This window comes from Nostoc sp. DSM 114160, from assembly GCF_053470305.1.
The window spans coordinates 2,913,630-2,935,978 of sequence record NZ_JBPFGO010000001.1 but is presented as its reverse complement, the minus strand read 5'-3'; the positions used below and the strand labels follow the sequence as shown (position 1 = coordinate 2,935,978).

The window sequence follows — 22,349 nt, the reverse complement described above, 5'->3', positions numbered from 1 at the left end:
GGAGAGAGGCTTAATCAGCGAACTGAGGTTATTTCGCCGCAGCAGCACTTGGTAAACTCACTTTCAATCGCTTAAACATCGCTTCTCGTGCTTGTGCAGCGAGGCTGTCGTCAAAAGGTGTTAAGGTAATTTCCTGCTGATACTTTAGCCGCAGCGCTGTTTGAATTAACCAATCGGCGACAAAGGGATTTTTCGGTAACAATGGGCCGTGAGAATAAGTAGCGATCGCATTCTGATAAAATGCTCCTTCTGTCCCATCTTCACCATTATTTCCCAAACCGTACACCACTCGCCCCAAAGCTTCCACTTTTCCCAGTTTGGTGCGTCCGCCGTGATTTTCAAAGCCTACCAAATATGGTGTGCTACCTGTCATCTCTTTTAAATCTCGCGCTAGACGTGAGGCTGTCACTTCAATTACCAAGTTGCCAATACAGCGCTTAGTATTTTCACCAGGATGCACAGAAACTAAATCGAGTATTCCCAAACCATCAATTCGTTGTCCTAAGCCTGGTTCATAATAATGTCCCAGTAATTGAGGTGAACCACAAGTAAATACTCCTGGTGTGCCATTTTCGATTTTGTCGCGCATTGCATCAGCTTTTGCACCTTGCAAATCACGCATGACAATTTCTTGCTGACGATCTTGTGCGCCACCACCAACGATGACATCTACTGTTTTAATATCTGCGGCTGTAGAATCTCGATCTAAAGGTAATACTTTCACATCGTATCCCCGCCACTGGGCGCGACGTTCTATAGTAATTACATTACCGCGATCGCCATAAGTACTCATCAGCGTCGGATAAAGCCAACCAATTGTTAATTCTATATTTTGAGAACTCATATTCATAATTCGTAATTCGTAATTCGTAATTCGTAATTTGTAATTAGATTGGGTGTTGGGGAATGGGGAATGAGCAATGGGAAAATTTATCTAATCCCCACTCTCCAATTTAAAGAATTTTCCGACCAGTGAGTACTTCTCGCACTTCTAACATGGCTGAGTAGGTAGGTAGAATATGCAGAGTTTCATTTTCTGGTGTATGTTCTAATGCAGTAGCGATCGCTTGTCGCAAATCTTCTTCGACTATTAAATTTAAGTTACTCTCAGGGGACTTTTGGCTGTAACGTAGACGTAGTGCCATATCGTAGACGCGATCGCCACTCACTATTAAAGTTCCGCCGCGTTCGACTAGTTTTTCAGTATCCACGTCCCAAATCCAGGATACATCAGTGCCATCGGGTGTGCGATCGTTCAATACTAGCAGTGTGGTTTTATCTATGCTTTGAGTAACTACGCGAATGGTTTCATTCGTTCCCACTGGATTTTTTGATAACAATATCCGCACTCGTTTACCATTAATTACTAAATCTTCAGCCCGACCAAAAGCAGCTTGGAAGTTGTTAATAGTATCTCTGATTGTTGCTTCATCAATCCCTAACTCAATAGCCGCAGTTACAGCCGCCAAAGTATTATATTTGTTGTACAAACCAACCAGAATTTGCGACCATTCACTACTCTCCAAAGTCGGTTTACTTTTACTAAAACCACACTTAGGACAAGTAAAATCTCCCAAATGAGACAAATAAACACCCTTATAATCTAAAGAATGTCCACATTTAGGACAATAAATAGAATCAACAGCGTGAGGAATTGCTTCTAGATAATGTTCTGGTTCATTCAAGCCAAAGAATAACACTCTTTGAGGTAGTTGTTGACCGAGGTTAGATAAAGTTGGGTCATCAGCATTGGGAATTACTACCGTTTCTGGTGGTAGGGTAGAAATAACTTTTGTCCAACGCTTACTAATTGTGTCTACCTCCCCGTACCTATCAAGTTGGTCGCGGAACAAGTTTAAACAGAGAATGATTCGCGGCTGGAGTGGCGCTAATACTTTCGGTACAATATTTTCGTCAACTTCTAAAATGGCGTAATCAGTATTTAGCGTACCTAGTAAGTTGGTGCTTTCTAACAGCGCCGTCATCAAGCCATTTTCTAGATTTGCACCTGTAGAATTATGAGTGACACGAAAACCTTTGCGTTCTAGTATTGTGCATAAAAGCAGCGCTGTAGTAGTTTTGCCGTTAGTACCAGCAATTAAAATCACCCCGTTTTTAACTTGCTGACTCAATAATTGTAAAAGTCTGGGTTCAATGCGACGAGCGATCGAGCCTGGTAATACACTAGCAGCACCCAGACGGAGCGATCGCACTATAAAGGTCACACTCTTTGCCACTGACACCGCGAAACCCAATCGCAGTCTATCTATGAATTGTATTTTGTTTCCCACATCTATACCCTAGTTTTCTGGCGGTTGTTAATTAAAGTGCAAATTTAATCTTGTGAGTTTAGCGAATCTTGGCTGAAAAAGCCAGTATTCGCAATTTTGAATTTTAGACTTTTCTGCCGAATGCTACGCGTTGCTTCCCCGGAAGGGTACAGCTACCCTCAGTCGAATGATTTTGGATTGTTGCGCTACTTTACCTCTGTTTTGAATTCTGCGTAGCAATACCAGCCACTTGCGAGAGATAATCTCAGTAGGCGTTATCTTAAAAAATAGTGCGTGGGCGTAATTACATATCCAGCCCAGTTGGCCGAATTCAGCACAAACTCACAACAAGTAGTAGCTTGCAAGGTTCCTTTTGATGAATAGCACAAAGTTTCTTTTTTTACATAAACAAATTACTAGCTGGCAAAGGTGGTTGTCTAAATGCCTGTTGTTGCTTGTAAGTCTTTTCATTATAAGTATGCAACCTGCATCTGCTGGTCTGAATAATGATTTATATGATGGCAACATCTTTGTTGTTTATGCTGGCAATGGTTCATTAGTTCCTCCCAGACAGACACTCGCACAGACTTTAGCGGAACATAAACCCGTATTTTTGGCTTTTTATCTAGATGATAGTAGCGATTCCAAAAGATATGCCATTTCCATTTCACGGGTACAGGAATTCTACGGTCGGGTAGCAGAGATTATGCCGATTAATGTAGATACTATCCCGCCTAAAGAGACCTACGACCCAACTGAACCAGGATATTACTTTACTGGGAGTGTTCCTCAAGTCGTGGTGTTAAATAAATCAGGTGAAGTAGTTTTGAATAAAAAGGGTCAAGTACCTTTTGAAGATATAGACGATCAATTTCGTAAAATCTTTGATTTATTACCACGCACTGAAACAGCACAGCTAAAGCGGCGAGCTTTTAACGAGTTTAGTAGTGAGTTAGCTAAGTAACCTATGGGGTAGACCAAATTGGTCTGCCCTAATTTTTAGTTATATCTGTTACTACATCGCCGCCGATGTCAAAGCATAATGATTAGAAAGTTAATCTATAGTCTACAAGTCCGTAACAACTGACTAATGACTAATGACCAATGACCAATGACCAATGACTAAATAGAGTGTATTCTGATGTCAAAGGTTTACACCACCCAGGAACTAATTCAAATTTTGGCAGCCGAACGCCAAGCTTGCCTGAAAGGAAAACGCTTAAAGTTAGAAATAAAAGTCTCTGGCAACCCTGTAATTGACCAGTTTATCAGAACTGATGGGTTGCAACAGTTTACTGCCTATCAAGATTTCAAAACTGCAATTCACGAGTATCAGAGAGAAAATCGAGTTTCTGGTATTATTTGGCGTGAAATGACAGTTAAAGGAAAAAACTTGCATTATCCCGAAATAGATACTGAGTTAATTGCCCTCAATGGTGACTTAGAAATATTAAAAGCCGCTAAAAATTCCATCGTAGAATTTTGGTATGAAGTCACTATAGGCATGGATTTATACTTAAGTTTTAATAATAGTAAACAATACCAACAAATTGTCACATCTGATGTAGAGAGAATTGTTCAAAGAACAGAGTGGGCAAGTTTGTGCAAGTGGGAAAATTCTAGCTTTTTGGAAATGATTTTGCAGCTAGGATGGGGTAAACCAGAAGAAGCTTATTATAAACGAGGAAGACCGCGATCGGGTAGTGAATATATTCATGCAGTCAATCCCGGAAATCGCCCCATTGGTTGATTGATGTGTTGGGTAGCAATGCTGAAAAGCACGACAAAATGACGGATAAAATTACGTTTACTTTGCTTTCTTAATAAGGCACTCTATCTGTAACAGAAATTTCAACTGTAGAGATAAGTAGTAACATAAAAGTACGTGATGTAATCAAGCGACTGGAAGCTGATGGTTGGTATCTTGATAGAACTAAAGGTAGTCATCGACAGTTCAAACATCCTGATAAACCCGGTGTGATTACAGTTCCAGGTAAATTGTCTGATTACTTAGCTCCTGGCACTCTCAGTAGTATTTGGAGGCAAGCACAGTTATAAGGAGAACCGCAATGCAGTATGTAGTGGTGATTGAAAAGGCTGAAGGTAATTACTCTGCTTATGTCCCTGATTTACCAGGTTGTGTCGCTGTGGGTGAAACTTTAGAAGAAGTTAAGCAGATGATTGCAGAAGCTATTGAATTTCATATTGAAGAAATGCTAGAAGATGGTTTACCTATTCCTAAACCTACAAGCATTGCTCATAAAGTTGAAGTTGCAAACTACAGTAAAATCTAATTATAGAAAACTACTAAATTAGTACCAAATAATCCTTCAAGTATTTTATCAAGTTGGTTTTGAAAGTTTGTAGTAAGCACTTTAGTGCTGAGAAAATAAGGACTAAAGTCCTGACTACAAACTTGTAGACAAACAATACTTATCGACTTTGAACTATGGACTCTTGACTAGAGTTTTCAAGTTCTGGAAGTTCTACTCTAGCGGGTTTCCAACCACCTGCCCAAGCAAGACATAGATGACGGAAGCGATCGCCCCGCACCTCAAAATTTGGGTACTGGTCAAAACTCGCACAAGCCGGAGATAGCAATACCACAGGCGCTTGATACTGCTTGGCTAATTCTGCCGACTTGGGAATTGCCCTTTCCATAGTTTCCACAATATGGTATGTATGATACCCCACCTCTCGCAGACGTTTGGCAAATGCGGGTGCAGCAGAACCAATCAATAACACAGCAGCAGCTTTGGTTTGAATTTGTGCTAGCCAAGCAGTATCATCACCTGCTTTAGCTTCTCCACCAGCAATTAAAATCGCTGGGACTGTTAACAGATGCTAAACCTACTTCAGCCGCATCGTAGTTAGTAGCTTTGCTGTCGTTAATGAAATCAATCCCTTCCCAAGTGCAGATATGCTCCAAACGATGGGCAACACCAGGAAATTCCCGAACTGCAAGTGCGATCGCATCACGATTAATTCCCGCTAATCTTGCTGTTGCTACTGCCATCAACAGATTTTGCTGGTTATGTTCTCCCACCATTCGCAAACTAGATACTTTCACAATCGGTTCTGGTGCCGAGGTTGCAGTCAATTTTTCCACAACCCAGCCATCTTCAATGTAAAAGCCTTTTTCGCTAATCAGGAAATCTTTTCCTCTCACACTTGTCCAATAGGCATCAGGCCAAGCACTTAAACCTAGCTGGCTCAAGTAGGCATCATCGCCATTGAACACTTGCAACTCGGACTGACGCAGTAGCTTGGCTTTGATATTGTAATAGTTCTCTAAAGTCTTATGGCGACTGAGATGATCCGGTGTAAAAGTCGTCCAAACACCGATACGTGGTGCAAGAGAGACGGAAGATTCTATTTGATAGCTGCTAATTTCCGCAATCACCCAATCAACCGAGGAGTTATCAAACTTTTCTCCTGCTCCCCCTGCTCCCTGCTCCCTTCTCCCTGCTCCCTGGGATAGGGCAACTTCACAAGCGGCGTAGCCAATATTACCGCAGGCGGGTGCATTTAATTCTGCTGCTTGGAAAATGGCAGCAATTAAAGCTGTGGTAGTAGTTTTGCCATTAGTGCCGGTAATTCCTACCCAAGGTATCGATTGCAAATTTCGCCAGGCGAGTTCCATTTCGCCAATGGTTTCAATACCTAATTGGCGTGCCTCAACTAATACGGGAATATCCCAAGGCACGCCAGGACTAACGACTATTAATTGGGGTAAATTAGCACCATTCAATTCTAGGGATTGTCCTAGTTTTACGGTTATTTGCTCGGCAGCGAGTTCTTGTTGTTGTTTTAGGAGGGTTTCGGAGGTGTTGCGATCGCTCAGCTCTACCTCCCAACCTTCCCGTTTCAACAATCTCGCCGCAGCAACACCGGACTTTCCCAATCCAACAACATGAGCTTTGGACATAGATTGCAGCAGAGTGTCCCTGGTTAAGCACTCCCTATAGTAGCCTTTCTTGGCAAAAATTACACAAGTTTTTGTTGACCTACGCTACAGATTTTTGACGATCGCACCGAAGTCAGCTAAAACACGGGCATGATTGCGAACTAATCCCAGCAGATGTAACCGATTACGCTTGACTTCTGGATCGGAGTCCATAACTAAAACGCTATCCGGGCCATCAAAGAAGTTACTAACTGCTGGAGCAAGTTTTGCTAGTGCTGCTACTAACAGTTGATAATTTCTTGTTTGCTGTGCTGCTTGAGTTTGTGGTACTGATTCGATTAAGGCTTTATACAAAGCGTCTTCAGAGGGCTTTTGGAATAATTCTTGACGAACTACGGTTGTTGGTTCTAGCTGTTTTGTATCCAAATCACCTTGAGCGGCTAATCGTGTGGAACGGTTAACGGTCTCATAGATGTTATCTAAGGTACTGTCGTTACGGATTTGTTGTAAGTACAAAGCGCGATCGCGGACATCCAATAAATTTTTTAACGTCCGTTCTGTGTATTCTGGATCGTTTTCTCCTAAAACTGCATTTACTAAGTCGTAATCAATCTGCTTTTCTTCTTGTAGTAAAGTGCGGATGCGTTGCAAGAAAAACTCTTGTAATGCTGTGGTTAATAATGCCCGATCTTTATGATATTTTGCTGCAAAGTCCGTGGCTATTTGTGCCAATAAATTATCTAAATTTATCGGTAAATTATCAAACCAAACAATTTTAACTACAGCATTAGCCGCCCGACGTAAAGCAAAGGGATCGGATGAACCGGAAGGAATTAAACCTAAACCAAAGATACTCACCAAAGTATCTAATCTATCTGCCAAACCTACGATTTTACCTGTGAGTGTTTCTGGTAACACATCACCGGCTCCCTTTGGCAAATAATGTTGAGAAATTGCTTTTGCTACTTCGGCATCTTCACCGCTGGCTAAGGCATATTTTTCTCCCATAATGCCTTGTAATTCAGGAAATTCATAGACCATTTGTGTCACCAAATCTGCTTTACATAATAAAGCGGCACGTTGGATTCTTTGGCTTTGGTCTTCTGTTAATTCTAATTGACTGCTAATTTGCTCGGCAATTTTAACTATTCTATCTACCTTGGCACGCACCGAACCCAATTCTTCTTGAAAAGTGACCTTTTCTAACTGTGGTAAAAAGCTATCTATTGGCTTAGTTAAATCAGCTTCATAGAAAAATCTGCCATCAGCTAATCTGGCACGAATTACTCTTTCATTGCCGACGGCAACAATATCTGATTTTTTCGGATCGCCGTTAGAAATGGTGATGAAATTGGGCAATAATTCTTGCTCAAAACTTCCTGGTTTGAATACAGGAAAATAACGTTGATGAGTAACCATCACTTCAGTAATTACCTCAGTTGGTAATTCCAAAAATTCTGGTTCAAATTTACCAACAACTGCGGAAGGATATTCTACAAGGTTGGTTACTTCCGCTAACAAATCGGGGTAAATTACTGTATACCCGCTTAAATTCTCTGCGACTGCATTTACTTGTTCTTTAATCAGATTTACCCGTTCTTCTGGATCAACGGTGACAGATGCAGACTTGAGGGCGGTAACATAATCAGTAGCTTGAGCGATTGTCACAGGTTCAGGATGCAAAACCCGATGACCTTGGGAAAGGCGATCGCTCTGAATCGTTTTAGAACCATTGACTAATTCTAAAGGCAATACCGTCTCATCTAACAAAGCTACTAGCCAACGAATTGGTCGAGAAAACCTGGCATCCCCATTCCCCCAACGCATCAACCGCTTACCTTCTAAACCCCAAATCCACTGGGGAACAAGTTCTGTCAAAATTTCTGCTACAGGACGGCCGGGAATTCTTTTTTGCACAAAAACAAATTCCCCTTTGTCAGTGGGGCGAACTGACAGCGCATCCAGTTCCACACCTTGCTTTTTGGCAAAACCTGCGGCTGCTGCTGTCGGCTGACCATCTTTAAAGGCGGCTTGGGCGGGGGGCCCTTTTATTTCTTCTTCTCGGTCTGGTTGCTGCGATGGTAGACCTGTAATCAATACCGCCAGCCGCCGGGGAGTACCGTACACCTGGACATCGCCCTTGAGGCTGTTTGCTTCCAGGCTTTGGGGAATGCGTTCCTGCCATTGCACTAAAGCATCACTGAGAAAACTTGCAGGTAGTTCTTCTGTACCAACTTCTAATAGAAACCCAGGCATATAACACTGTTTTCAACTTTGCGTAGCTCAACTTTATCAGTTATTCTCAGGCGATCGCTCGTGATTTTTAGCTGAATCGATCGTCGAAGAGAATAAAGGGAAAACCCCATAGTTAACAATTCAAAATTTAAAACTTGTACTGAGTTTCGGCTGCGCGGTAATCGAGCGACTTGTACTGAGCGTAGTCGTTGGCGCAGCCTCTCCGACAGGAGAAGTAAGTCGAGATTCAACTACCGCGTAGCCGAAGTATTCACGCATTCAAACATTTTAGACATTTTCAGACGGTTACTGAGCGTTGGTCATTGAGTTTCGACTGCGCGGTAATCGAGCGACTTGTACTGAGCGTAGTCGTTGGCGCAGCCTCTCCGACAGGAGAAGTAAGTCGAGATTCAACTACCGCGTAGCCGAAATGAGCCGAAGTACGGGGATTCAAACCCCTACTGTTGCAAGATCCCCCAGAGGAACTGGGCTACGTGAAAATGCAGGGATCTTAAACCCTTTAATTTACGAGCGATGAAAATGGAAGTTAAGCCAGGTAGATTGCCTATGCGGCTTGTCGTCAGACATCGCTATAGACTTGACATTTTATGCAAAATTTATAAAACAAGTGCTTCTCTTCATAGATTCATTACATTACATCCTGTATTTTATGCGGTATTTACGGATATATATTTCTATCGTAAGCTTAGTGTTGATTGATGCATTGATATATGCATCATGACAATCAACTTTAGAGTTATGACCATGAAAAATATTTTCGCCAAAATCACCGCGATCGCAGCAACTAGTGTTGCGATCGCTACTGGTGCTAACAACCCAGCCCAAGCTATTGAATTAAACTTTAATTGGCAAGGTAATGGTGGTTACTCAGCAACAGGTTCATTTAGCTACGACGAAACTACAGCACCAACAATCATTTCAGAACTTGGTAGTGGAGCCACCAACTTTTTACAATCCTTGAATGTCTCTTTCTTAGACCCCATCTAAAAATCTTCTGGGAACCTATAACACCGTTAGTGGTGGAGTATCAGAATCTAATTTCTTCGCTTTCAATTTTAATACTTCCACTCAGACATTATTTGGGCCTTTTGATGTCGCTGGAGGAACGGGTGTAATTGGAGAATATTTCTTCCAGGGAACGGTTGGCGACTCTTTGTTCTTACGTCAGGATGTCGATCAACAGGGAACGTCAACAATACTAGATCAAAATTCTGGCTCTATTCAAGTATCCAAAGTCCCAGAGCCTGCTTCTTTGTTGGGTTTGCTAGCTTTTGCTGGTTTGGGTATAGCTTCAACTTTAAAGAAAAAGCAAGCCTTTTACTAGAAATTAGGGCTTTCTAGTCAGAGCTTGCCAAATTTACTGAATCTCTATTCTAGCCCTACTAGTTCAGTTAACTAGTAGGGTTATCATATAACCTCATTAAAAATATGAGTGAAATTAATTTTACTTTTACCTCAGCATTTATTACTCAGCACTCAACACTGTTTTAGTCAGCGCCTTTGAACTACTCAAAAAGTGAGATTCTCCTCAATGAATACAATACTGATGACTTGGTTAAAAATACTCATGTGCCAGTTGAAAAGGCGGAATGAGGGTTATATGCATAACACTGAATATAATGTTACAATTTCCCAAGTGTAAATTTAGGCATTAGTTCGGAAATAAAAAGACCAACTCTTTCATAATCATCAAAAAATAAACTCCATATTTATCAATAATCTCACCTGTTTATACAAAGTCATATTTTTATTTTTAAGTGTTTTATGTTGGAAAAAATTATCTTTTGAAAACTATAAATAAAATTTATAAGCAATGTTTAACACATTTTTTTTAATTAAACAATTTAACCAGTCAAAATACAGCATTTGTAAATAAATGAGGTAATAAAATGCAGAGATACAAATCAGATATAAACAGTTTATACCTCTGCTTCCTGCCTCGAAACCTATAGCTTTATGCTTTATGCAAAACAAAACGCTGTAAGCAATAAAAATAGCAGCCCCTACTGGCTATTAATAAGTAATTCGATCGTCTCATGCTATCTTCACAAAATTCACAAATAATTCATGCATATTCTGATTTATTCCTACAACTATCATCCAGAGCCAATTGGAATTGCTCCGTTAATGACTGAATTGGCAGAAGGGTTAGTAAAGCGAGGTCATAAAGTGCGAGTGATTACGGGAATGCCGAACTATCCTCAGCGCGAAATTTATGATGGGTATGAGAATAAATGGTATCTTACTGAACAAAAAAATGGCGTCACAATTGCGCGAAGTTACGTCCGTATTAAGTCTAAACCTAACCTAGTGGATCGGCTGTTACTGGAGTTGAGCTTTGTTTTCACGAGCTTACCCCAAGCTTTTAAAGGTGGGCGACCAGATGTGATTATCTTAACAGTTCCGCCGCTACTTGGTACGTTGCCAGCAACAACATTAGGCTGGTTATACAACTGCCCAGTAGTTCTAAATGTGCAAGATATTTTACCAGAAGCTGCTGTGCGTATCGGGTTGTTAAAAAACAAGTGGATGATCCGAATTCTTGCTGCTTTAGAGAAATTTGCATATCGGACTGCACACACTATTAGTGTGATCGCTGATGGATTTCGTGAGAATTTAGTAAATAAGGGAGTACCTGTTAATAAAATCGTTTGTATTCCCAATTGGGTAAATGTAAATTTCATTCGCCCGTTACCGAAACAGAGTAACTCTTGGATATCTAACCATCAACTAGATGGAAAATTTGTAGTACTTTATTCAGGCAACATTGCTCTAACGCAAGGTTTAGAGACAGTAATCGAAGCAGCCGTTTGTTTACGTCATATCAAAGATATTGTCTTTGTCATTGTTGGCGAATCAAGAGCATTGCAAAGATTGCAAGAATATTGTTTATCAAATGGAGCAGATAATGTTTTGCTACTACCGTTACAGCCGCGAGAAAAACTACCTGAAATGCTAGCAGCTTCTGATGTTGGGCTGATTGTGCAAAAGCATAATGTGATTTCGTTCAATATGCCTTCAAAAATACCACTTTTGTTGGCGAGTGGTCGCCCAATTGTGGGTTCAGTTCCCGCTACTGGTACTGCTGCTAAAGCCATCGAACTCAGCGGTGGTGGGATAGTTGTTGAACCAGAATCACCCCAAGCAATGGCTGCTGCGGTGCGTAATTTATATGCTAATCCGGCTCTAGTGACGAAGCTAGGTAACACAGGAAGACAATTTGCCGAAGAAAACTATTCCTTAGAGCAAGCGCTCGATCGGTATGAGTGGCTTTTTTCTCATATTGTTACCAACCGAAAATCAACTGTGGGTATCTTACCAAAATTCGATTCTAAGAAATCAGTTGTCGATGGTTGAAGGGGATTGAGGATTTCTCGCTCGTTAGCTACACAAACAAAACCCCGATTGGAATAAATTAACTCACCCGAATGGGTGATTTAAATATCAACCGATCGGGTGAACTAACTGTAGGAAGTTGAGACTGCTCAAAAATAGGAATCTAGAGAATACTGATTGATTGCACGTCGTTCTTGCTAAGGATAACTTGATGATTAATAAAGCTGAATTAATCGCCGCTTAACTCGCCGTACCCATACGGGGAAGCAAGCTACGCGTTGGCAAAGCCTCTCGTAGAGAAAGCATTGCTCCAGACTTTTTTCTTCCTTAAGATCAGTATTCAGTACTACTCAAGAGGGATAAACTCATCTGTAAATAATACCAATCTCGTTTGCTATGTGGTTATAATGCAAGCAAGTGCTTGCAAACACTCGTAGAAAACATTACCATCAAGTACGGCACAAACTTATGCACTCTTGATCTAATCAGCAACTAATGTATTTGCAACAACAGGTTTAATTACAGCGACAACGCGAGAAATTACTCGTGTTGCTGCGGTCAATGAGGTAACTTTATTTCGTCATTTCCATAACTCAAAAGCAACTACTAACTTGCTCTAATTACCAAAACGATGCCTTCTCTACGAGAGGCTGCGCCAACGGCGGGCTACGCCTACGCTTTACAAACAGAAGCTTTAGCTGCACCAACATGAACCGTGCTTTAGCTTAGAGAGAAAGCACTGTGTTTATACTGGCTAACGAAAAACTATAAATTACACTTTAAGAAATTGAACGGAGTTAAGTAATGTACAAATCAACCATAATGTGCTGAACAAAATTGGTTCATTTTAGGTGCTAGACATCGTGAGCGCTCGCCCAAATACCGAAACATATTTTTCACCAACATAGAGAAAAAAGGGCTAAAAAACTATTCCAAATAATGCATTTTTAGCGAAGAGTAGATTGCCCAAGTCTAAATCCACAAGACGAGAAAACGAAGATGTCCCATTCTGAGTTCCCTGACTCTCCCTTACCCATTGAAATAGAACAGCCTGCTGTTACTGATTCTAGTCAAGAGTCACAAGAATTGCCACAGCGATCGCCTAAGCCACCTCAAAAACGGCGTTGGCCCCTACTATTAGGAATCGTCTTATTAATTGCAGGTGTAGGTTTTGGTTGGCGCTGGTGGCAAACTAGTAATGCTAGCAATGCACCTGCGGCTGGGGCAAATGCCGGTCAACCTAGAGCAGTTCCGGTCAAGCTAGCGACAGTAAAAACTGAAACCGTTCAAGAAAGTTCGGAGTTTATTGGCTCCTTAGAGGCTCCACGTTCAGTAATCATCAAGCCACAGGTTGAAGGACGAATTACCGAGATTTTCGTCCAAGAGGGCAACCGCGTTCAACAAGGACAAGTCATTATCAGTCTGCAAAGTGATAATGTCCAAGCTCAATTGTTACAAGCTAGAGGCTCACTGCAACAAGCCCAGGCACGTCTTGCTGAACTTCAAGCGGGTACGCGACAAGAAGAAATTGCTCAAGCTAGAGCGCAGTTAGCCCAAGCCCAAGCTCGCTTTAGAGATGCTCAATCGGGATCGCAACCAGAAGAAATTGCTCAGGCTGAAGCTCAAATTCAGTCAGCTAAATCCGATGTGGAACTAGCACAGTCACGCGCCAAACGATACGCACAATTGAGAAAAGAGGGCGCAGTTTCCCAAGATACCTTAGAAGGATATGTCAAAGAACAGCAAAGTGCTGAAGCTGCTCTGGTTGTAGCCCAGAAACGTCTAGATCAACTCCGCCAAAGCAGAAGATCGAGTATTAATGAGCTAGGTGGTGCTTTGGAACAACAAAAACAAAACTTAAGGCAACTAGAAAATGGTTCCCGCCCAGAAGAAATTGCCCAAGCGCGATCGCAAGTAACTCAAGCAGCTGCCCAAGTCCAAGCGGCCCAAGTTCAATTGCAATACACAAAAGTTCTAGCACCTTTCACTGGCATTGTTGGTGATATTCCAGCAAAAGTGGGAGATTATGTGGAAAAAGCCGATCAGCTCACTACACTAACTAGAAACGACTCTTTAGAACTGAATATTTCCGTTCCCGTAGCCGAAGCCAGAAAGTTGCGCTTGGGCTTACCTGTGCAAATGCTGGATGTCCAAGACAAACCCATAGCAAGGGGTAAGGTGAGTTTTATCTCCCCAAATGCTAGTTCCGATTCGCAGACAGTTTTGGTAAAAGCCAACTTTGGCAATTCGAGAAATCGACTGCTTAATCTTCAATCAGTGCAAACTAAAGTAATCTGGAATGAACGTCCGGGAATCTTAATTCCAGTTACAGCAGTATCTCGCCTGGGTGGGGAGACATTTGTATTTGTAGCTGAAGCGCCAACAGAAAAGAACGCTGAACCAACAGAAAAGAACGCTGAACCAACAGAAAAAAAAGCTGAAGCACCAGCAGAAAAGAAAGCTGGAGCGCCAGCTTTAGTAGCTCAACAAAAACCGGTGAAATTGGGAGTTATTGAGGGGAATAATTATCAAGTTATCGAAGGACTAAAAGCTGGAGACAAAATTGTTGTTTCCGGTATTCTCAACTTAACTAATGGCGCTCCCATTACTCCTGAAAAAGAAGAAGTTGGTAGCCAGAAGCCTTAGCTGAAAAGGGACAGGGGGCAGGGGACAGAGAGGCAAGGGAGACAAGGGGACAAGGGGACAAGGGGACAAGGGGGAATTATTGAACAAGTCTCTCCCTTGCCTTTCCCCTCTTCCTTATCTACCTTGTCTTTTCTCCATACTCAATTCCCAATGTCCCATGCCAAATACCAAATACCCAAAGCCCAATTTTTAAACTATGTTTGTTGACTTCTTTATTAAGCGGCCAATTTTTGCGTCGGTATGTGCGATCGTCATCCTTTTAATCGGATTAATTAGTATTCCCACTCTGCCGATCGCCAGATTCCCAGAAATTAGTCCCACCCAAATCACTGTAACTTCCAACTATAGCGGAGCTAGTGCAGAAGTCGTAGAAAGCGGAGTGACAAATATCTTAGAAAGGCAAATCAACGGGGTTGAGGGACTAAGATATCTCACTTCTAGCAGCAGTAACGATGGTACTAGTACCATTACAGCCACCTTCGATTCATCACGGGATAAAGATATTGCGGCTGTGGATGTGCAAAATCGTGTTTCTGTTGCCCAGCCACAACTACCAGACTCTGTGCAACGCACGGGAGTGCGAGTATCGAAAGAATCTAGTAACATCCTCTTAGCGATTGGTTTATTCGCTGAAAATAAAGAGTACGACAATACATTCTTAAGTAACTATGCCGACCCTTTACTTAGCAGATGCCTTAAAAAGAGTCAAAGGTGTGAGCAACGTTCAAATTTTTGGCGAACGCCGCTATGCAATGCGCCTGTGGTTAGATCCAACTCGCCTTGCCAATCGGGGGCTAACAACTCAGGATGTAGCGAATGCTTTATCTGAACAAAACTTGCAAGTTGGTGCAGGGAGAATTGGACAAGAACCTGCTCCTAAAGGACAAAGGTATCAACTTGATGTGCGTGCTGCTAGCCGATTAGCAGAACCATCAGAATTTGAAGAAATTGTCCTCAAAACTGGAGATGATAACACATTAGTCAAGCTCAAAGATGTCGGTAGAGCAGAACTGGGTGCAGAAAACTACAGTTCATTTCTACGATTTCGTGGTAACGATGCTGTCGGTTTAGGGATTTATCAGGTTCCTGGTAGTAATGCCTTGGATGTAGCCAAGGGAGTCAAAGCTGAACTGGCGCTATTGGCTCCGAGTTTTCCCCCAGGGATGAAATATCAAGTAGCTTTTGACACAACATCCTTTGTCGAAGAGTCTTTGGCAGAAGTAGTCAAGACTCTAATTGAAGCGGTGGTGCTGGTTGTAATTGTAATTTTTGTGTTTTTACAAGACTGGCGAACCACTTTAATTCCTGCACTTACCATTCCGCTTTCCTTAATTGGAACATTTGCCTTCGTTAAAGTTTTTAACTTTTCCATCAATAGTTTGACTTTGTTTGGTCTAACTTTAGCATCGGGGATGGTGGTAGACGATGCGATCGTGGTGGTAGAGCAAATTAGCCGTTTTATTCAGGATAAAGGAATTAATCCTCGCCGAGCCGCTAGTGAATCAATGGCGGAGCTGTTTGGCGCAGTTATTGCCACATCACTAGTATTGATGGCGGTGTTTGTGCCAGTGGCATTTTTTCCCGGAACTACAGGCGCACTTTATCGGCAATTTGCGCTGACAATCGCTTTTTCCATTGCGATTTCGACATTTCTAGCTTTGACGCTGACACCTTCTTTATGTGCGCTGCTGCTGCGTCAAGGACAAAAACCTTCAGGCTTACTGGGTTGGATTTTTGACCGGATTAATAGATTCTTGGAATGGGTAAGGTCAAGTTACGAGCGATCGCTTACCTGGATGGTACGATTCAAAAGCATCGTCATTGGGTTGTTTATCGTCTCCTTAGGAATGACTGCTTGGCTGTACACCACAGTACCAACAGCCTTTCTACCCGATGAAGATGAAGGCTACTTCATCACAATTATCCAAGGACCGCAAGGGGTTTCACTGCAATATACTAGCGATGTGATTGCAAAGGTAGAAAAAGAAATTCTGCAAATTCCAGAAGTACTGGGGACTTTTGCGATCGGTGGATTTGGTTTTAGTGGTAGCACCGCCAATAGCGGCGTCATCTTTACAACTTTAAAATCTTGGGACGAGCGCTCAAAACCCGATCAATCAGTACAGGCGATTATTGGCAGCTTGCAAGGAAAGTTATTGGCAATTCCAGAGGCCAGGGTTTTTCCTGTGAATCCGCCACCAATTCAGGGTTTAGGCAACTTTGGCGGCTTCGTCTTTCAACTGCAAGACCGCAGAGGTAACAGTAGCTTAGAAAATTTGGTGCAATCGATGGGTAAGTTGCTAGGTAAAGCTAATCAAACACCAGGATTACAAGCTGTATTTAGTACCTTTGCCGCAGATACACCACAATTGCTTGTGGAAGTAGACCGCAATAAAGCCAAATCATTGCAAGTTTCCATAGATGATGTCTTCAGTACTTTACAAACTGCTTTGGGATCGCAATATGTAAACGATTTCAATCTCCAGCAGCGCAATTATCGGGTGTATCTCCAGGCAGATCAACAGTATCGTTCCAACCCAAAAGATATTGGCAAACTATACGTTCGTTCTCAAAAGAATCAAATGATTCCTTTGAGTAACTTAGTTACAGTTACTCCGACGGTGGGAGCGCAAACGATAAATCACTACAATCTGTTCCGCTCAATTGAAATTAATGGTGCCGCCGCCCCTGGCTCTAGCTCTGGAGACGCAATTAAAGCAATGGAAAAAGTTGCTAAAGAAGTTTTACCAGCAGGTTATGGTTATGAATGGTCAGGGACTGCGTTAGAAGAAATTGATTCTGGTGGTTTAGCACCCCTGATCTTTGGATTAGGATTGGTATTTGTGTTTTTGGTATTAGCTGCTCAATATGAAAACTACGTTGACCCGTTTATCATTCTGTTATCAGTTCCCTTAGCAATCTTTGGAGCGCTGATAGCTCAATCAATACGGGGTTTTGCGAATGATGTTTATTGTCAAATTGGTCTAGTAATGTTGATCGGTTTAGCTAGTAAGAATGCAATTTTAATTGTAGAATTTACTAACCAATTACGAGACCAAGGGCTTTCGATGACCAAAGCAGTAATTGAGGCTTCACAAGAGCGGTTACGCCCAATTTTGATGACTGCTTTTTCTACACTATTGGGGATTTTCCCCTTAGCTACTGCCACGGGTGCCGGCGCAGGTAGTCGCCAATCTTTGGGAACAGCAGTTTTTGGTGGGATGTTAATCGCTACTTTCTTGAGTTTGTTTGTCGTCCCAATTTTGTATATCGTAATAAAAACGATAACAGAGCGATTTATCAAACCAAATCGGCATCAAGAAATACCAGCAGAAGCAGTGTCGTTGAATGGTAACACTGCTATATATTCAACAAAAGCTGAGGATTGAGTATTTATCGTTATCGATTGAAGCAAATCAATTTAGGGACTTGCAAAAAATAAATGATCCCATCATAAACCTTGCTTTTTATGATGGGATATTTTTTAACTGCAAGTACCTTAAATGCTGCTGGACTCAATGCTCAAGACATCGCCGTTTTATTCCTATCGAGATATAGACTAAATCTTTACTTTGATATCTGCTATAGCACACCTTATTCTGAAGATGAATGAAACCTCCTACAAATCAAACGAATTAAACAGCAAAAAAAAAGTTTAATTTGTAGACCGATTGCAAAAATTCCACAACGCCCTCAAAATTTCCATGTGGGCATAATGACAAACCAGAATGTACAGTACAAATGTACGCTTAAATCAAGACAATGGTAACAATAGCAGTCAATCCCTATCTCGATGGCAATTTTGCTCCAGTCCATGAAGAAATCACCACCGACAAATTGGCAGTCATCGGTGAATTACCCCCTGACTTATCAGGGATGTTTGTGCGGAATGGCCCTAACCCTCAATGGACGCCTATCGGTCAATATCATTGGTTTGATGGAGATGGGATGTTGCATGGTGTGCAAATTAGCAACGGCATAGCCACTTATCGTAACCGCTACGTCCAGACTTTCGGATGGAAAAAAGAACGAGAAGCGGGTAAAGCTATCTGGAGTGGATTGTTAGAACCACCACAGATGGATAATCCCCACGGCCGCTACAAAAATACTGCCAATACTGCCTTAGTGTGGCACGCTGGTCAAATGTTGGCGCTGAATGAAGGGGGTAAACCTCACGCCATCAAGCTGCCTGAATTAGAAACCATTGGCGAGTACACCTACAATGGTAAACTGGTTTCTGCCTTCACAGCCCATCCCAAGGTAGACCCCGTTACAGGGGAAATGATCTTCTTTGGCTATTCTCTGTTTGCGCCACCATACCTGCAATATAGTGTGGTCTCAGCAGAAGGCGAACTGTTGCGGACAGTGCCAATTGAACTGCCAATAGGCGTGATGATGCACGATTTTGCCATCACGGAAAACTACACAATTTTCATGGATTTGCCGCTGACTTTTAACCCTGAAAGAGCGCAACGGGGAGAACCTGTAATGATGTTTGAGCGCGATCGCCCCAGTCGTTTTGGCATTTTACCACGTCACGGTGACAACAGTAATATCCGCTGGTTTGAAAGTCCCTCTTGCTACGTCTTCCATACCCTCAACGCTTACGAAGAGGGAGACGAAGTAGTGCTAATCGCCTGTCGCATGAGTTCTACAACTGTTTTGAGTTCTGATGATTCGCAACCCGATCCAAACGCAAATATTCCTCGTTTGCATCGCTGGCGATTTAACCTTAACACTGGTTCAGTGCGTGAAGAGATGTTGGATGATGTAGCTTCGGAATTTCCCCGCGTCAACGAAAACCAATTGGGGCGACAAAATCGATATGGCTACACTAACAAAGCGGTAAACAGTCCCGTACCTTTATTTGACGGTATCATCAAATACGACTTCAATAGTGGAAAATCCCAAATACATGAATTTGGGCAGGGGCGCTATAACGGTGAAACTGTGTTTGCACCGCGTCCTGGTGCAACGGCTGAGGATGATGGTTGGCTGATGACTTTCGTCCATGATGAGGGTTCAGATACTTCAGAATTAGTAGTAGTGAATGCCCAAGATATAACAGCTGAACCTGTAGCGCGGGTGATAATTCCTCAGAGAGTGCCTTATGGCTTTCATGGTGCTTGGTTTGCTGCAAAATAGCTAAATGGGCAGTTAGAAACCTTGTTTACACAGACAAAACCCGCTTAGGCGGGTTTCAAATTCTTTGAGTCAGCGCAGGCGGACTTGGCTTGTGTAAACATGATTTCTAATCGCCAGGTTATCCCCAATACAATACTTCTCACTTTGTGCATTTTTAACTCGGAATCTAGTTTGGGGTAAAGGGTAAGGGTTAAAGGTTTTTTCTTTCCCTTTTCCCCAAAACCCAAGAAGTATTAATTCCCAATACGCTTGGGTTAAGGGTTATTAGTGTAAATAATTGGTCTTTCAAGACGCGATTGATCGCGTCTCTACACTAGGATTCTGGGCTTATATGAACTCCCCCGCAAATTATTTTTCCCTATATCCGCCAGCGTAGTCAATCACGCAGATTGTTCTATATAATTTGTGAGTTCCATAAGCAACACCAGAGACCTTAAAAGCACCATTAAAAATGTTTTTTCGATGGCCGCGATCGCTCACACCATCATCGATAATTAACTGCATGACGATATCTTGAGCGCTGTTTGGCCCATAACTGATATTTTCACCTGCGGTTGTTTGCCATTTCCCATAGCGGTTAATGCGAGTAAAAGGGTTGCTACCATCGCTACCATCATGACCTAAAGCACCTTTTGGGCCTTGGTCTTTTACGTGATCTTTTGCTCCTAAAGACATACCCTTAGATACACTCAAGGTTCCTACAGGACGTGCTGATTTGAGAAATGCGATCGCTTCGTCAACTGCTTTGACTCCTTCTTGAGTTCGTAGATAAGTATTATTAGAAATTTTGACTCGGTTCCCCTCAAAGCGCTTTCTATAGTTTTCCAAAATCGGGAGGTATGCTTTAGGATTTGTTCTTACCTTATTGGTTTCAACAATTACCTGTTGTTCCAAGGGTGAAAGGTAACTCGCCTTTGCTAATAAAGTTGGACTACTTTGTTTAACTACTGCTGGGTTAGGCTTGGCTATAGACGGGTTAGATTGAAGCAGTTGATTTGAGCAGCCCAATACCAAGGTAATTGGCAAAAATACCCAAAAATTCATGCGACGCATCGATTACCTCACAATTTTTCTATGGATTAATTTAGTGAATTAGAAGAAATATGAATTTTCAACGCACAGATAAGTCTGTATACGCTTCTGCCGTGAGAAACGATATCAGGGCTTAAGTAAGTTTGCTAAAGAAAGCGCAGATTAACGCGCCAATAATATTGATAAAGTTACGATTGCCTTTGTTCCTAAAGTGTTACAATCCATCACTTAACACCTGTTGTAACATTGAAAACACTAAAACGTAAATAATAACAAAAATCTTTTTTACACTTTCAGAAACCAGCGTTGCCGATACATCAGAAAACCAACAGCCCACCACAACAACACGGTGACTAAAGCAAAGAACAAGGAACCATTCAGCACACCCGCCCAAGATGCGAAAAAATTCTGGTAAATCCAATTGTAGGTACTAGGAGCGTCTTTGCCAGTGCCAACAGTGGTTTTGACTAAAATTTTAATTAACAAAACCGATGCAACGAAAAGAGCGATTGCATTTAAGCCCATAATTTCAAAAGGTTTACTCCAGCGACGCATCAGCCGTACTTCGATAAGTTCATAACAAGCTGCTAGTAATAGTAACGCCCAACCTGTTGTAAATACTACATAAGAACTTGTCCACAGCTTTTTGTTAATTGGAAATGTCCACCCCCATATCCAACCGATAATTAAGCAACCGACTCCAAATAATCCTAAACCGATACTTGTGCGTGACTGTACAGGTTGACTGCGTATCCATTGACCTGTGAAGTAGCCAGCAAGGACACTTACTATCGCGGGAATAGTACTGAAAAGTCCTTCTGGATCTCCCATAAAGTTGAAACCATCACCCTTATATAAATGTGCTTTAGGAATAATCAGGCGGTCAATATAAGCGCCAAAATTACCCTCTCGCGTCAAAACTCCTGCACCAAATTCTGGCACTGCTGTATACATCATCGTTAGCCAGTAGCCAATGAGTAGCACTGCTGCTAGTATCCATTGACCTTTGCGTGGAAGGTTGAGAACAGCTAGGGAAGCCAGCAGATAGGTAAGGCTGATGCGCTGCAATACTCCCATAATGCGGATACTACTGAAATCAAAAGTCCAAATACCTTGATTCCAAAAGCCATTTAGTAGTAATCCCAAGGCAAAGAGAATAGCGGCGCGGCGCAATATCCGCCAGTAAACAGCTGAGGTTGGTTTATTGTTTTCGCTGTATTTTGACAGCGAGAAAGTCATTGCTACACCGACAATGAAGAGAAAGAAAGGAAATACCAAGTCCGTTGGTGTGCAGCCGTGCCAATCGGCGTGGGCTAAGGGAGGATATACGTCATCTGCGACACCCGCCATATTAACGAGAATCATTCCAGCGATGGTAATGCCGCGAAAAACATCCAGTGAAGTCAGGCGCATAAGCGGAATTTTATGTTACATGAGTATCTAAAGTACTCCGCTTGATGCAGGTAAGCAAGCAAAATTTATAGGTTTACTTACCAAATATAGTTTTTCATCAAGGTTCCTGCCCATACTATCTTGTATGAAACTAGAAGTACGCGATCGCACCTAGACCACAGTTTTAGTTTAGCTATTCAAAAAGGATTGGTAGTACCAGAACTGTTAATAAAGCTAGATATACTCAAATTTCAATCAATCAATCGTTATTTAAGTGAAAATGCAGTTGTATTGTCACTAGACTTAGTATAAATTGCTATAAACAAAAGCTGTGACGAAAAAACAGCTAACTTTATTCAAGGCGT

15 protein-coding genes and 3 pseudogenes are annotated in these 22,349 nt (G+C 42.0%); 12 read left to right on the top strand and 6 right to left on the bottom strand.

Annotated elements, in window-relative coordinates:
- Nucleotides 1-28 precede the first annotated feature (28 nt).
- Nucleotides 29-844: a type 1 glutamine amidotransferase gene (locus NSTCB13_RS13070; protein ID WP_448273194.1), complete on the bottom strand. Its 816-nt coding sequence runs from the start codon at nucleotides 842-844 to the stop codon at nucleotides 29-31.
- A gap of 109 nt (nucleotides 845-953) precedes the next feature.
- Nucleotides 954-2,291 (bottom strand): MurT ligase domain-containing protein, encoded by a 1,338-nt coding sequence (locus tag NSTCB13_RS13065; protein WP_448272623.1) that lies wholly within the window; start codon nucleotides 2,289-2,291, stop codon nucleotides 954-956.
- Between the two features lie 355 nt (nucleotides 2,292-2,646).
- Between NSTCB13_RS13065 and NSTCB13_RS13060 the strand changes: the two genes are divergently transcribed.
- From NSTCB13_RS13060 to NSTCB13_RS13045, 4 genes are all read left to right on the top strand, one after another.
- Nucleotides 2,647-3,234, top strand: a complete 588-nt coding sequence (locus NSTCB13_RS13060; protein ID WP_448265101.1) for a thylakoid membrane photosystem I accumulation factor — start codon at nucleotides 2,647-2,649, stop codon at nucleotides 3,232-3,234.
- Between the two features lie 177 nt (nucleotides 3,235-3,411).
- Complete coding sequence (locus tag NSTCB13_RS13055) at nucleotides 3,412-4,020, top strand: hypothetical protein (protein WP_445628178.1); 609 nt, start codon at nucleotides 3,412-3,414, stop codon at nucleotides 4,018-4,020.
- A gap of 98 nt (nucleotides 4,021-4,118) precedes the next feature.
- The gene (locus NSTCB13_RS13050; protein WP_448273192.1) at nucleotides 4,119-4,328 is read left to right on the top strand and encodes a type II toxin-antitoxin system HicA family toxin; all 210 of its coding nucleotides are present in this window, start codon (nucleotides 4,119-4,121) and stop codon (nucleotides 4,326-4,328) included.
- A gap of 11 nt (nucleotides 4,329-4,339) precedes the next feature.
- Entirely contained in the window at nucleotides 4,340-4,564 is a 225-nt protein-coding gene (locus tag NSTCB13_RS13045) for a type II toxin-antitoxin system HicB family antitoxin (protein WP_448272622.1), read from the top strand.
- A 139-nt stretch (nucleotides 4,565-4,703) separates the two neighbouring features.
- Here NSTCB13_RS13045 and murD read toward each other — a convergent pair.
- Together murD and glyS are read right to left on the bottom strand one after the other, a co-directional pair.
- Nucleotides 4,704-6,198 (bottom strand): annotated as a pseudogene (gene murD, locus NSTCB13_RS13040) (UDP-N-acetylmuramoyl-L-alanine--D-glutamate ligase).
- Between the two features lie 84 nt (nucleotides 6,199-6,282).
- Nucleotides 6,283-8,433 carry a glycine--tRNA ligase subunit beta gene (gene glyS, locus NSTCB13_RS13035; RefSeq protein ID WP_448272621.1) on the bottom strand — a complete coding sequence of 717 codons (2,151 nt, stop codon included), beginning with the start codon at nucleotides 8,431-8,433 and terminating at the stop codon, nucleotides 6,283-6,285.
- Nucleotides 8,434-9,150: 717 nt separating this feature from the next.
- Here glyS and NSTCB13_RS13030 point away from each other — a divergent pair.
- The 7 genes and pseudogenes from NSTCB13_RS13030 to NSTCB13_RS13000 all read left to right on the top strand — a co-directional run bounded on the left by NSTCB13_RS13030 (nucleotide 9,151) and on the right by NSTCB13_RS13000 (nucleotide 19,560).
- Nucleotides 9,151-9,420, top strand: coding sequence for a hypothetical protein (locus NSTCB13_RS13030; RefSeq protein ID WP_448272620.1), 270 nt, complete (start codon nucleotides 9,151-9,153; stop codon nucleotides 9,418-9,420).
- Between the two features lie 166 nt (nucleotides 9,421-9,586).
- A complete protein-coding gene (locus NSTCB13_RS13025) occupies nucleotides 9,587-9,757 on the top strand; it encodes a PEP-CTERM sorting domain-containing protein (protein WP_448272619.1) in 171 nt (56 codons plus the stop codon).
- Between the two features lie 743 nt (nucleotides 9,758-10,500).
- Entirely contained in the window at nucleotides 10,501-11,790 is a 1,290-nt protein-coding gene (locus tag NSTCB13_RS13020; RefSeq protein ID WP_445628183.1) for a glycosyltransferase family 4 protein, read from the top strand.
- Between the two features lie 479 nt (nucleotides 11,791-12,269).
- Nucleotides 12,270-12,389 (top strand): annotated as a pseudogene (locus NSTCB13_RS13015) (hypothetical protein); the annotation flags it as partial.
- A 379-nt stretch (nucleotides 12,390-12,768) separates the two neighbouring features.
- On the top strand, nucleotides 12,769-14,415 hold the full coding sequence (locus NSTCB13_RS13010) for an efflux RND transporter periplasmic adaptor subunit (RefSeq protein WP_448272618.1): 1,647 nt from the start codon (nucleotides 12,769-12,771) through the stop codon (nucleotides 14,413-14,415).
- 196 nt (nucleotides 14,416-14,611) lie between these two features.
- Nucleotides 14,612-17,804, top strand: a pseudogene (locus NSTCB13_RS13005) (efflux RND transporter permease subunit).
- Between the two features lie 373 nt (nucleotides 17,805-18,177).
- Entirely contained in the window at nucleotides 18,178-19,560 is a 1,383-nt protein-coding gene (locus NSTCB13_RS13000) for a carotenoid oxygenase family protein (RefSeq protein ID WP_445628186.1), read from the top strand.
- Nucleotides 19,561-19,908: 348 nt separating this feature from the next.
- On the opposite strand, the gene NSTCB13_RS12995 is transcribed toward NSTCB13_RS13000, so the two are convergent.
- The gene (locus NSTCB13_RS12995) at nucleotides 19,909-20,613 is read right to left on the bottom strand and encodes a CAP domain-containing protein (RefSeq protein ID WP_445628187.1); all 705 of its coding nucleotides are present in this window, start codon (nucleotides 20,611-20,613) and stop codon (nucleotides 19,909-19,911) included.
- Nucleotides 20,614-20,877: 264 nt separating this feature from the next.
- The gene (locus NSTCB13_RS12990) at nucleotides 20,878-22,005 is read right to left on the bottom strand and encodes an acyltransferase family protein (RefSeq protein ID WP_448272617.1); all 1,128 of its coding nucleotides are present in this window, start codon (nucleotides 22,003-22,005) and stop codon (nucleotides 20,878-20,880) included.
- A gap of 120 nt (nucleotides 22,006-22,125) precedes the next feature.
- Here NSTCB13_RS12990 and NSTCB13_RS12985 point away from each other — a divergent pair, with 120 nt between their 5' ends.
- Nucleotides 22,126-22,296 carry a hypothetical protein gene (locus NSTCB13_RS12985; protein WP_448265090.1) on the top strand — a complete coding sequence of 57 codons (171 nt, stop codon included), beginning with the start codon at nucleotides 22,126-22,128 and terminating at the stop codon, nucleotides 22,294-22,296.
- Nucleotides 22,297-22,349: the final 53 nt, after the last annotated feature.